General features: G+C 45.2%; 15 protein-coding genes. 7 read left to right on the top strand and 8 right to left on the bottom strand.

Going from position 1 to position 12,387, the window contains the following annotated elements:
* Positions 1–26: 26 nt before the first annotated feature.
* The 3 genes from J6600_RS11940 to J6600_RS11950 form a co-directional block, all read right to left on the bottom strand.
* Positions 27–1,316, bottom strand: coding sequence for an MFS transporter (locus tag J6600_RS11940; RefSeq protein WP_012118002.1), 1,290 nt, complete (start codon positions 1,314–1,316; stop codon positions 27–29).
* A 117-nt stretch (positions 1,317–1,433) separates the two neighbouring features.
* Positions 1,434–2,039, bottom strand: a complete 606-nt coding sequence (gene sodA / locus J6600_RS11945) for a superoxide dismutase SodA (RefSeq protein ID WP_003153025.1) — start codon at positions 2,037–2,039, stop codon at positions 1,434–1,436.
* Positions 2,040–2,204: 165 nt separating this feature from the next.
* A complete protein-coding gene (locus J6600_RS11950) occupies positions 2,205–2,687 on the bottom strand; it encodes a DUF456 domain-containing protein (protein ID WP_014418393.1) in 483 nt (160 codons plus the stop codon).
* 158 nt (positions 2,688–2,845) lie between these two features.
* Here J6600_RS11950 and J6600_RS11955 point away from each other — a divergent pair, with 158 nt between their 5' ends.
* From J6600_RS11955 to ispG, 3 genes are all read left to right on the top strand, one after another.
* Complete coding sequence (locus tag J6600_RS11955) at positions 2,846–3,610, top strand: DUF1189 domain-containing protein (protein WP_014418394.1); 765 nt, start codon at positions 2,846–2,848, stop codon at positions 3,608–3,610.
* A gap of 91 nt (positions 3,611–3,701) precedes the next feature.
* Positions 3,702–4,004: a LysM peptidoglycan-binding domain-containing protein gene (locus J6600_RS11960; RefSeq protein ID WP_003153022.1), complete on the top strand. Its 303-nt coding sequence runs from the start codon at positions 3,702–3,704 to the stop codon at positions 4,002–4,004.
* Between the two features lie 132 nt (positions 4,005–4,136).
* Positions 4,137–5,255, top strand: coding sequence for a flavodoxin-dependent (E)-4-hydroxy-3-methylbut-2-enyl-diphosphate synthase (gene ispG / locus J6600_RS11965; protein ID WP_170616544.1), 1,119 nt, complete (start codon positions 4,137–4,139; stop codon positions 5,253–5,255).
* A 34-nt stretch (positions 5,256–5,289) separates the two neighbouring features.
* Here ispG and J6600_RS11970 read toward each other — a convergent pair whose 3' ends face one another.
* Positions 5,290–5,667: a DUF308 domain-containing protein gene (locus J6600_RS11970; protein ID WP_087920773.1), complete on the bottom strand. Its 378-nt coding sequence runs from the start codon at positions 5,665–5,667 to the stop codon at positions 5,290–5,292.
* Between the two features lie 133 nt (positions 5,668–5,800).
* Between J6600_RS11970 and J6600_RS11975 the strand changes: the two genes are divergently transcribed.
* Positions 5,801–6,382, top strand: coding sequence for a nucleotidase (locus tag J6600_RS11975; protein ID WP_007408297.1), 582 nt, complete (start codon positions 5,801–5,803; stop codon positions 6,380–6,382).
* Between the two features lie 29 nt (positions 6,383–6,411).
* On the opposite strand, the gene zur is transcribed toward J6600_RS11975, so the two are convergent.
* Entirely contained in the window at positions 6,412–6,822 is a 411-nt protein-coding gene (zur, locus tag J6600_RS11980; protein WP_003153018.1) for a zinc uptake transcriptional repressor Zur, read from the bottom strand.
* 123 nt (positions 6,823–6,945) lie between these two features.
* Complete coding sequence (locus tag J6600_RS11985; protein WP_007408296.1) at positions 6,946–7,827, bottom strand: YitT family protein; 882 nt, start codon at positions 7,825–7,827, stop codon at positions 6,946–6,948.
* A gap of 118 nt (positions 7,828–7,945) precedes the next feature.
* Here J6600_RS11985 and J6600_RS11990 point away from each other — a divergent pair, with 118 nt between their 5' ends.
* The gene (locus J6600_RS11990) at positions 7,946–8,200 is read left to right on the top strand and encodes a DUF2624 domain-containing protein (RefSeq protein WP_014418397.1); all 255 of its coding nucleotides are present in this window, start codon (positions 7,946–7,948) and stop codon (positions 8,198–8,200) included.
* Between the two features lie 32 nt (positions 8,201–8,232).
* Here J6600_RS11990 and J6600_RS11995 read toward each other — a convergent pair whose 3' ends face one another.
* Positions 8,233–9,126 (bottom strand): deoxyribonuclease IV, encoded by an 894-nt coding sequence (locus J6600_RS11995; RefSeq protein WP_014418398.1) that lies wholly within the window; start codon positions 9,124–9,126, stop codon positions 8,233–8,235.
* A gap of 10 nt (positions 9,127–9,136) precedes the next feature.
* The gene (locus J6600_RS12000; protein WP_015417834.1) at positions 9,137–10,453 is read right to left on the bottom strand and encodes a DEAD/DEAH box helicase; all 1,317 of its coding nucleotides are present in this window, start codon (positions 10,451–10,453) and stop codon (positions 9,137–9,139) included.
* Positions 10,454–10,618: 165 nt separating this feature from the next.
* Between J6600_RS12000 and vrrA the strand changes: the two genes are divergently transcribed.
* The gene (gene vrrA, locus J6600_RS12005; RefSeq protein ID WP_209387441.1) at positions 10,619–11,314 is read left to right on the top strand and encodes a VrrA/YqfQ family protein; all 696 of its coding nucleotides are present in this window, start codon (positions 10,619–10,621) and stop codon (positions 11,312–11,314) included.
* 122 nt (positions 11,315–11,436) lie between these two features.
* The gene (locus J6600_RS12010) at positions 11,437–12,381 is read left to right on the top strand and encodes a 4-hydroxy-3-methylbut-2-enyl diphosphate reductase (protein ID WP_029973409.1); all 945 of its coding nucleotides are present in this window, start codon (positions 11,437–11,439) and stop codon (positions 12,379–12,381) included.
* Positions 12,382–12,387 lie beyond the last annotated feature (6 nt).

Raw genomic sequence — 12,387 nt, forward strand, 5'->3', positions numbered from 1 at the left:
TCGATATTTTTCTACAGATAACCCTTTTATCTTTCTCCTTTTATAAAATTCGGTTCCGCCGCCTGTTTTTGTCGGTCTTCTTCTACTGTTTCATCAGAAGTTTCCGTATCCAGTTTGATGTCTTTTATAAAGTAATAAATCAGCGGATGCCCGGCTCCGAGCAGCACGAGCGCCGCCGGTATCCCCACTTTTTCCTTGAATAATGTAACGATTACAAGGAAACAAAGGATGGAAACGATCCGGCCCGCATTTAAAAATAACTCCCTGAGCACAATGTATTCAATTCTGGCTTTTCTGGCAAGCCGCGCCCGGCCTATCACATCATATGTAAGCGAGACATACGGCACGAGCAGAACTGGATAGCCGATCGCAATAAACACTCCGTACAAAAGGAGCGTCGTGAAGCTCATTTTAAAAATAATGAGAAACAGAGCGCCGTACAAGATCAATCCGCCGATAAGAATCGCCTTTTTCCGCGCTCTTTTTTTGATGAGCCTTGATGCAAAATAATAGGCAAAAAAAGAAACCGCGGAATTGACGAGGCCGAATGTTCCGAGCGCCAGCTCACTGTTTGTCGCAATGAATACAAATACGCTGATTAAAAAAACAAAAATCCCTTCTCTCAAGCCTTGAAAAAAGTGCGCGTTGGTAATCCGGCGCCAATTCAGATTCGTGTGGCGCTCATCAAAAACTTTTTTCAGCATAAACCGGCCTTTCGACTCCCTCCGCTTCAGAAAAAAGCTCATGACCACGGCAAGGGCAAATAAACCGAGCGACAGGCTGAAAATGATTGTATAACCCGTATTGTTTTCAAGTCTTGAAATGACATATCCGGCCACAATCGGACCGATCATGCCCGCCGATGAAGACAAAATGCCTAAAAACCCGTTAAAAAAATCTCTCGTTTCCGGTTCCGTGATTTCGAAAGTCAGCACATTAAAAGCCAGCCAGTAAAAGCCGTATCCAACTCCGAGCACGGCCCCTATCAAAACGAGACGGGAAGCCGCAGTTTCTCCGGCAAGCAGCACACTTAAATAAAAAGCGGCCAAAAAGATAACGCCGAACCTTAGAATAAACACTCTGTCAATTTTTTTAGCCAGCCGGCCCGCCAGCAGAAAGGTAACCGGCTGCATCGTCACGACCGACAAATTGTATATGGCCAAATCAATAAATTTTCCCGACTGCTTCCACAAATACACGTTGACAAATGTATTTGACAGCGCGATGCCCAATGAGTAAAGGCCGCCAATCGTCAATAACAGCAGCAGCCCTTTATTTATTTCGATGTCGCCGATAATTTTTTTTATTTTGCTCATCATTGACTCCCCTTTACTACACATTAGTTTGTCTCACTCAAACTGAGATATGTAAAAGGAATCAAAGTCAATAAAAAAACAAGGTCTCCCGCGGGAGACCTTGTTTGATCGAACTATTTATTTTGCTTCGCTGTAAAGACGGGCAACTTCATCCCAGTTCACAACATTCCAGAAAGCTGAAATGTAATCAGGACGGCGGTTTTGGTAGTTCAGGTAGTACGCGTGCTCCCAAACATCAAGACCGAGAACAGGTGTTTTACCCTCTGAAAGCGGTGAATCTTGGTTTGGCGTGCTTGTAATTTCAAGTTTGCCGTTGTTTACAACGAGCCAAGCCCAGCCTGAACCGAAACGGCCTGCAGCTGCTGCGGCGAATTTTTCTTTAAATTGATCGAAGCTTCCGAACGTGCTTTTGATCTCTTCAGCAAGCTCACCAGTCGGTTCGCCTCCGCCGTTCGGAGATAAAAGAGTCCAGAATAAAGAGTGGTTTGCATGTCCGCCGCCATTGTTGCGGACTGCCGTGCGGATGTCCTCCGGCACTGCGTTCAAATCAGCAACAAGCTCATCTACAGATTTCTCTGCAAGCGCTGATCCTTCGATCGCTTTGTTGAGGTTTGTCACGTATGTGTTATGGTGCTTCGTATGGTGAATCGTCATCGTTTCCTTATCGATATGAGGTTCTAAAGCATCATAAGCGTAAGGCAATTCTGGAAGTTTGTAAGCCATAATTTTTTCCTCCTTTAAATATATGTACTGAAATGCCGCTTAACGCGAACTTTTCTAATCTCAATGTAACAAAAGAAAGCGTGGTAATCAATGAAAAAGCTCACAATCCGGCGATTCCAGCAGACATATTACACTTTATCCGTTCACGGCCGAAATTAAACCTTTCTAAAGCACCGTCCATAAGAAATACCCGATCATAAAGAGCTGAATGACGCCTTTTGCCGCCACGCTTGTTAAAAAGCCGATTAACGAGCCGAGCCCCACTTTTGCCGCGGACTTGATATCCTTTTGATGAACAAACACCTCAGCGCAGACAGCACCGATAAATGGGCCTAATATAATGCCTGCCACGGGAATAACGAAGGGCCCGATCAATAATCCGATCGTGCTTCCCCAGATTGCCGCCCTGCTTCCTCCGTACCTTTTAACGCCAAGTAAATTTGACACATAATCAGCTGCGAATAAAACGGCCGCAAATACCGCCTCAATGAGCCAAAACAGGTAAGAATAAGGACTGAAGGAAAACAAAAATCCGTAGAGAAGAAAACCGGCCACAATAAAAATAACGCTTGGAATCACCGGATATACAAGCCCGATAAAAGCAATGACGAAGACCGCAATGATCATCAGCCAATACAAAACACTCATGACAAAAACACCCTCCTTTGTTTTGCGGGCGATCACCGCTTCCCGCTTTATCTTATTATGTATGATTCCTTATCACCGCTTTAAATACTCTCACTTGTGTTCATCCCCTGTGAACGATACAATAAGCAACATATACCAGTTTAGGCTAGGAAGTGAAGATGTTGAACATATTTACGGCTTTATTGAAAAGTACATACTCTCCGGCAGATATTGCAAAAACACGGTTTCAGGGGATAGGAAAAGCGATCCTTTATGTATTTTTGCTGTCTGTCCTTTTTACGCTGCCAAGTGCTTATTACCTTTGCTCCGGCACTGTAAACTCAATGAACGGTTTCAAAACCGTGTTAAAGAAAGATTTCCCTGATTTCAGCATTTCAAACGGAGAATTGCAGACGAAAGCGTCCGCCTCTAAGGAAACGGAAGCGAACGGGTTCGTCATCGTGTTTGATCCGACGGATGCTTACGGCGCTAAACAAATAGCGGCGAAACAAAACGCGATCGGCATTTTGAAAAATAAAATGGTGCTTGCTGTAGACGGACAGGCGACAGAAATGAATTATTCGCTGATGCCTGCTGATATCACAAAAAAAGAAATCATATCAGCATTAAACCAAAATAAAACGATGATCGTCACCGTCCTGTCCGTTCTCCTGTTCATCATGACAGCGGCCGGAAAATTCATTGAAGTATCATTTCTCGCCGTCATCGGCCTGATATTGAAAAATGCGCAAAGAAAGACATTGAATTACCAGCAGCTCTGGAAGCTTTCGGCTTATTCCATTACACTTTCGACCATATTCTTTACGATCATGCGCGCGCTTGTTATTACGGTGCCGAGTGAATTTTTAGTGAATTGGTTTGTAAACTTTATCATCCTTTTCCTCGTCTTAAAAGAGATACCGCCAAGAAAAACAGCTGTGTAACAAAGACTGCCCCCGGCGGTCTTCTTTTTTGTCATGAACAAAATGGGACAAGCATACAATGAAGTAAAAATGTATGCGGGAGGCGGTTGGAATGAAGCGGCTTACTTTTGTATTCGGCAGTTTATTTGTGATATTCATTATCTTTTACGATCTTAAAATCGGCACGATCCCTTCTCAAGACCTTCCAGCATACGCAGCGGCGGCACAGCCAGCCCAACAGGAAGCTTCATACAGAACGGTTACGGTCAAAAAAGGCGATACGGTGATGTCGATAGTCGGCGCACATAAAGCGCCAGATGATATTGCACAAGATTTTGAAGCGCTGAATCCGAATGTAAAAGCAAACGCCATTCAGGCAGGCACCGCTTATAAATTCCCCGTCTACCGCAATTAAACGTTAATTTCTTGTCAGTTCGGCAAATACACTGTTACAATATAACATGTAAATAGAAGTTGCCTGACATGTAAAAGGCTCAGCCTGCAAAAGCGGTAACTACAATTAAGGAGCGATTGACAAGTGAGTGAAATCACACATCGTACAAAAACGCGTCCCGTCAAAGTGGGACCTTTAACAATAGGCGGAAATAACGAAGTCGTCATTCAGAGTATGACGACGACCAAAACACACGACGTAGAAGCAACAGTTGCGGAAATCAACCGTTTAGCCGAAGCCGGCTGCCAAATTGTCCGGGTGGCATGTCCGGACGAACGCGCCGCTAACGCGATTGCCGACATCAAAAAACAAATTTCCATCCCTCTCGTTGTCGATATTCATTTTGACTACAAGCTTGCATTAAAAGCAATTGAGGGCGGCGCCGACAAAATCAGAATCAATCCGGGTAACATCGGCCGGCGCGAAAAAGTGGAAGCCGTCGTAAAAGCGGCGAAAGAAAAAGGAATTCCGATCCGGATCGGCGTAAACGCGGGATCTTTGGAAAAACGCATTTTAGAAAAATACGGCTATCCGACTGCTGACGGAATGGTTGAGAGTGCGCTTCATCATATCAAAATCCTGGAAGACCTTGACTTTCATGACATCATCGTCAGCATGAAAGCGTCTGACGTCAATCTAGCCATAGAAGCATACGAAAAAGCGTCAAAAGCATTTGATTATCCGCTCCACCTCGGAATTACAGAATCGGGCACGCTGTTTGCCGGAACGGTAAAAAGCGCGGCCGGACTCGGAGCGATTTTAAGCAAAGGAATCGGAAACACGCTCCGGATCTCTCTGAGCGCCGACCCGGTTGAAGAAGTAAAAGTAGCCAGAGAACTGCTGAAATCATTCGGTCTTGCTTCAAACGCGGCTACGCTTATTTCATGCCCGACATGCGGACGGATCGAAATTGATCTTATCAGCATCGCCAATGAAGTGGAAGAATATATTTCTAAAGTCAAAGCGCCGATTAAAGTAGCCGTTCTCGGATGCGCCGTTAACGGACCGGGTGAAGCAAGAGAAGCCGATATCGGGATTGCCGGTGCGCGCGGCGAAGGACTTCTTTTCCGCAAAGGCCAAATCGTCCGCAAAGTCCCTGAAGAAACCATGGTCGATGAGCTGAAAAAAGAAATCGACAAGCTGGCAGAAGAACACTACGCAAAGCTTGAAGCGGAAAAAGCAAAAGCAGAACAAGAAACACAAAAAGCTTGACGGATATTCCGCCAAGCTTTTTTTTTGCGTTGTGTTAAAAAAACGGTGTAATGAAGATGCCAAGCACAAGGGAAACAATACCGATTCCCATCGCCCATCCGCCTAAAGCGCCTGCTCCTCTTCTTCTGGCGATATAGCCGACGATAATGCCGCATGCCCCTAATAAAACAGGGAGCACAAACAGGGAAATGATAGAAATAGCCAATGCTGCATACCCTATCCCCCGGCCTTCACTTACTCCGTCCCGGTTATCATCACGGTCTGCTGCCCGGTCAGAAGCACGATATGGCTCTGAAATTTCAGCCGCTGTTTCTTCTGAATAAACATCACGTGTGATATCGGTTCCTTCCGATCCATGATCCACATAGTAGTCGTTGCCTTTTCGATTTTCGTAATCGTATGCCACCTTCAATTCCCCCTTTTTCTTTTATGAAAGGAGCTTTTTTAGTTTCCGCGTTTTTTACGGATTCATGTTTGCTAAACTTTTCTGGTATTGTTAATTGTTTATGTTACACTTGAAGGGATGAATTTATAGGAGTGTGGACATGTTACGGTTAGGTATAGATATTGACGGCACAGTTACGGCACAGGATACATTTGTCCCTTATTTAAACCGCTCATTTCATCTTTCCATTACCTTGGATGATATGACTGATTATGATCTGACGAAGCTTTTGAACATTACAGACGAGGAATTTTGGGAATGGATGAACGTTCATGAAGCAGCCATATATAAAGAAGCGAAGCTCGCGGAATTTGCCAAGCAGGCACTGGACGGACTGAAAGAAGAGCACCGTCTGATCTACATTACGGCAAGACGCGGCCACTTAGAAGATGTTACGCTGGACTGGTTTGCAAACCGGGACATTCATTACGATCACATTGAGCTTGTCGGAGGCCATCACAAAGTGGAAGCCGTCAAAAAACACGGCATTGATTTATTTTTCGAAGATCACCACGGCAATGCGACAATGATCGCAAAAGAAGCAGGCATTCCGGTTATCCTTTTTAACTCCCCATATAATCAGCTCCCCATCGATTCCAATATTATCAGGGTGCAGAATTGGCTTGAAGCCGTCGCCTGGATTAATAAAAACAAACATAGCTTTCAGCATGTGAAAAGCTGAAAAAACCTCCTGTATAAGCAGGAGGTTTTTTATCGGCACGCCGGACAGGTGCCGTAAATTTCAAACTTATGGCCGCTGATTTCATACCCTTCCAAATCATCGTGCAGCTTATCCATCGGACAGGACTCAATTTCCTTCGTTTTCCCGCAGGTTAAACAGATAAAATGGTGATGATGATGGGTATAAGAGCATGTAAAACGGAACAGTTTTTCTCCGGAAAGCTCCGTCGTTTCCAAAATGCCGAGTTCTTCATATAACGAAAGATTTCTGTATATGGTATCAAAGCTCAGACCCGGATAGTCGTCATTTAATGCGGCAAGCACGTTTTTGGCGGTCAGATATTTATCAGAATCAGCAAAAAGCTGCAGCATGTCTTCTCGCTTACTCGTATATTTATACCCTTTTTCTTTCAGCAGGTTCAACGCTTCTTGTACGTTCATGAGGACCTCCCCTTTACAACACGGTATCGCTCCAAAAAGAAAATGGCAGCTGTCTGAACAGCAGGCCATTTTCTTATGATGTATCAAATTATACCTATAAAATGATGAAAAGTAAATGAAAGCCTAGTGAATCGCGGTTTTGAACTTACCGCCCCTCGTTTCATGGGTATTCATGATCGTAATAAAGGCGTTTTTATCAATTTCAAACACAATGGATTTCAATTTAGTCACTTCAAGCCTTGTCACGACCGCGTAAATGACTTCTTTGGTTTCATCCGTATATCCGCCTTTTCCCTGAAGCTTGGTGGTTCCCCGTCCAAGCCGGTGCAATATAGCATCTGAGATCTCAGCATATTGCTCTGCAACAATAATGACCGCTTTTGTTTCATCAAGCCCCTGGATGACGGCGTCAATCGTTTTCATGGCAATATAATAGGTCATGAAAGAATACATTGCCTGCTCCGGACCGAACACAAAACCGGCCCAAATGAAAATAAACACATTGATGAGCATAACGAATTCCCCGACTGAAAAGGGCAGCTTTTTCGTGAGAAGGATACCGAGGATTTCAGTACCGTCCATCGAGCCTCCGTTTCGGATGACAAGGCCTACCCCGAAACCGAGCAAAAGCCCCCCGAATACCGTCGCCAAAATAGGCTGGGTCGTAATGGCCTCCACATGGTGCAATGAGGATTCAATCAGCGCTAAACCGACGATTCCGATAACAGTAGAGATGAGAAATGTTTTTCCGATATATTTATATCCGAAAATCATAAATGGAATGTTGAGTAACACAACGAATAAGGCAAAATTGAGGAGGGGATTGGACATAAAGAGGTGGTCTAAAATTAATGAAACACCGATAATGCCTCCGTCGATAAAATTATTAGGGACCAGAAACAATTCAATACTTACGGCGGCTGAACCCGCCCCGATCAGAATCATAATGACCCTGAAGATAAAGTGTAAAAATGATTCTCTTTTATGCTGTTTATTTGGGGTCATAAAATCTCCTTTCCTATAATAACTATTTTAAACAGTAAGCAACTTTATTTTACCATTAAAAGCTGTAACATTTTAATGATCTGCTCAATACATTATGTCTAAAGAGGTGAAAGTATCGATGATTTTAATACAAAGAATTATTTTGCAGCGGCTCAATCAAGTCACTGCGGACGATCTGCTGAAGTATTCCAAGCAATACGGAATCAGCATTACGAGGAGTCAAGCGGCTGAGGTAGCGGCTCTGATGCACGGAAAAAACATCAATATTTTTGATGATCAGGAGCGGCTGCGCCTGCTGAAAAAAGTGGAAACGATAACCTCAAAAGAAACGGCGCGGAAAGTTGACGAACTTTTCAATCAATTCTCAGGGTAAGAAAGGAGGGACACCCGCCCCTCCTTTCTTTCTTATTGAGCTGATATTTTTTCAAGAAGCTCCTTATCAAACTGCTTTTCTTTCAGCATTTCGATTTCAAAACGGTACGGCGGCTTCTTATTTTTCTTGTCTTCGCCTACATACGGTGTTTCGAGGATTTTCGGAATATCGGCAAGCTGCTCGTGATGAACGATGTACTGCAGAGCGTCAAAACCGATCTCTCCGAACCCGATATTTTCATGGCGGTCTTTCCGGGCGCCTTTGATATTTTTACTGTCGTTAACATGAAGGACTTTTATCCGATCGATGCCGACGATTTTATCAAACTCGTTAAGAACACCGTCAAAATCATTAGCGACATCATACCCGGCGTCATGGGTGTGGCAAGTGTCAAAGCAGACGGATAGATGTTCATTATGCGTGACTCCCGCAATGATCTCGGCCAGCTCTTCAAAGCTTCTCCCGCATTCTGATCCTTTGCCCGCCATTGTTTCCAGCGCAATCTGCACGTTTTGACCGGGAACAATCACTTCGTTTAAACCTTCAATGATTTTTTTGATGCCCGTCTCAGCCCCGGCTCCGACATGCGCTCCTGGATGAAGCACGATCTGTTTCGCGCCGATCGCTGCCGTTCTTTCAATTTCAGAACGCAGAAAATCAACGCCCAGCTCAAACGTTGCCGGATTTGTCGTATTTCCGATGTTAATGATGTACGGCGCATGCACGACAATCTCGTCGATGCCGTTTTCCTTCATATGGGCGCGGCCCGCTTCGATATTCAAGTCTTCAATTTTTTTGCGGCGCGTGTTTTGGGGAGCGCCCGTATAGATCATAAATGTATTCGCCCCGTACGAAACAGCTTCCTTGCTTGCGGCAAGGAGCATATGTTTTCCGCTCATTGAGACGTGTGAACCTATTTTCAGCAACCCGATTCCCCTACTTTCCTTTGTTAGATTTGTTTCTTCTCTGCTTTCTTTTTATCTTTTCCATTTCGTAGCCCATTTTCTTTTTATAGCCCGGCTTCACTTTTTTCGGTTTTTTCACGAGGCGCTTCGCCATTTGGTCGGCCTCATTCTCCGATTTTTTGCGTTTTTTGCGGCGGTGGCGGTCATCGCCTTTCTTCCATTCGCCGTTTACAAGCTCCGCATAGTCAAACACAATACCCATCTTTTCGAGTCTTACGAGCGCATCTTCGTCAGAAAGTTCATAAATGGTCAGTGCTTGGCCTGATGAACCGGCGCGTGCAGTTCTACCGACGCGGTGAACATAAAAATCCAGATCGTCCGGAAGCTCATAGTTAATGACGTGGCTTACGCCTTTAATGTCAATTCCTCTTGCCGCAAGGTCTGTCGCAATGACATAAGTGAATTCCAGATCATTAATCTGCTTCATTACCTTCTTACGCTCACGCGGCGTTAATCCCCCGTGCAGAAGACCGATCCTCATACCCTTTTCAGTCAGGTATTTCGCAATATGGTCAGCCGTGTTTTTCGTATTTGCAAACACAATGCCCAGATAAGGGTTCAGATGAGACATCATATCAAAAAGCAGTTTGTCTTTATCACGCTGTTTAGAAGGAACCAAAACATGTTCAATCTTTTCGGCTGTGATTCTTTTCGGCTCAACATGCGCGTACTTCGGATTTTCCATATACTTTTTCAAAAACGGCTTCAGCTTTTCCGGAATCGTAGCTGAGAACACTAGCATCTGAAGTTCTTCCGGCATACGCGATCCGATGTAATCAACGTCTTCTAAAAAGCCCATGTCAAGCATCAGATCAGCTTCGTCAATGACGAGAGACTGCGCTTTATAGACGTTCAATGCCTGCGCCTTAATCAGATCCGCGATCCGGCCCGGCGTTCCGACGACGAGATGAGGCTGTGTTTTCAGCTTATCAATTGATTTTTGCTTGTCCGTCCCGCCGATGAAGCATTTTGTCCGGATCGGCTCATCTTCCGCACCCTGTGTGATTTTGAGCGCTTCCTGATGAATCTGATTGGCAAGCTCTCTCGTCGGCGCCGTGATAACAGCCTGTACCGTATCAGAACCCGGATCAATCCGATTCAAAATTGGCAATAAATAGGCGTGGGTTTTCCCCGTCCCCGTCTGGGACTGCCCGATCACGCTTTCGTTTTTCAGTACGGCAGGTATCAGACGCTTTTGAATATCTGTCGGTTCATAAAAACCAAGGCGGTGAACTGCATCTATAATAAACGGTTTTAAGTTGTATCCATCAAATTTAGTTTCTTTCATTTTTCCCAGCTCCTTAAAGCGGCACATTCTGTGTCCATCATCACATTATAACCGATTTTACTTAAAAACACCATGTCTTGGGGGAATCCTGTTTTCGAGACAGAAAAGCAAATGCCCCCTCCGATGCATATTGTAATAGCAGAGAGACAGAAAGGAGGTACAAGTATGTTTCCACAGCAGCCGATGAGAAATATGGCGCAGCAGGGCCGGCCGTTTATGAATCCGCGTATGATGATGGGAGGAAGACCGTCATTGCCGGGCCGGCAGCTGATGCAGCAGGGCCGGCAGCTTTTCCCTCAGCAGCAGATTGCCGGAGCGGGCCTGAGAAACGCAGGCACGGGCGGCGGAGGGGGCTTAAAAGGGATGCTTTCCCGTTTTTTACCCGGTTCAGGAGGAGGAAGCGCTGCCGCGTCGGCACCGGCGGCGGCCAGCGGAGGAGCAGGTGCAGGACTGCAGGGAATACAGAACCTGGCAAGTCCGGCATCCCTGTCGAGCATGCTCGGCAACGTTCAGAAGGTGCTCGGCGTGGCGCAGCAGGTTACGCCGATGATCCAGCAGTACGGTCCTTTAGTACGGAGTCTGCCCGCCATGATGAAGCTTTACAGCCAATTAAGCAGCAGTGATGACGAGAATGAATCTGACGAGACGAAAGAAACAGACGAACAGGACAAAAAGGATGAAACTGAAAAAACAGATGAAACAGAAGATGAAAACAAATCAGACGCCTCATCCAAAACATCAAAGAAGACGTCTGAAAAAGCATCCGCTTCAAAAGAAAAAGACGCCGCACAGGCAGACTCAGCGGAACAGCCGCGTCCAAAAAGAACATCGGGCAGATCAAAGCCGAAATTATATATTTAACATTCTTTGATATCTCACGAAAGATTAGCTATAATGAGATCAGAAGAATGCAAGATTTGAGCCGTTTAACTACGGCTTTTTATATTGCCTCTACACTCACTTTTGATAGGAGGACATCTACATTGAACGTTATCAAAATATCGCCGCGCGGCTACTGTTACGGCGTTGTTGATGCCATGGTCATAGCTAAAAACGCGTCACTCGATAAAACACTGCCAAGACCTATATATATACTCGGAATGATTGTTCATAATAAGCATGTCACAGATGCGTTTGAGGAAGACGGCATTTACACGCTTGACGGCACAAACCGTCTGGAGATTTTAAAGCAGGTGGAAAAAGGAACCGTTATTTTCACGGCTCACGGGGTATCTCCGGAAGTAAGAAAAGTCGCTGAGGAAAAAGGGCTCGTTACGATTGACGCCACATGCCCGGACGTCACGAAAACACATGACTTAATCCGGAAAGTAAAAGCTGAAGGCTATCACGTCATATACATCGGCAAAAAAGGCCACCCCGAGCCTGAAGGAGCCGTCGGCGTCGCTCCTGAAATCGTTCATCTCGTTGAAACAGAGGAAGACGTGAGAAATCTCGATATTCAGGCTGAGAAATTAATCGTTACAAACCAAACAACAATGTCCCAGTGGGACGTCCACGATATTATGGAATCAGTCAAAGAAAAGTACCCGTACGTGGAATACCATCAGGAAATCTGCCTGGCCACACAGGTTCGTCAAGAAGCTGTATCAGAGCAGGCAAAAAAAGCGGACTTAACCATTGTTGTCGGCGATCCGAAAAGCAATAACTCCAACAGACTGGCGCAAGTGTCAGAAGAAATCGCCGGGACAAAAGCCTACCGAATCGGAGACATCAGTGAACTGAAGCTCGAATGGCTGAAAGACGTCAATACTGTCGCCATTACCGCAGGCGCATCAACACCGACACCGATTACAAAAGAAGTCATCCGCTTTTTAGAGCAGTTTGACCACAACGATGAATCGACATGGCAGCTTGAACACAGTGTGCCGCTTAAAAAAATCCTTCCGAAAGTAAAAATAAAAAACTGAGGCCCG

Origin of the sequence: Bacillus sp. LJBV19 (assembly GCF_017797845.1) — a bacterium.
In the GTDB taxonomy this organism is placed as follows: Bacteria; Bacillota; Bacilli; order Bacillales; family Bacillaceae; genus Bacillus; species Bacillus velezensis.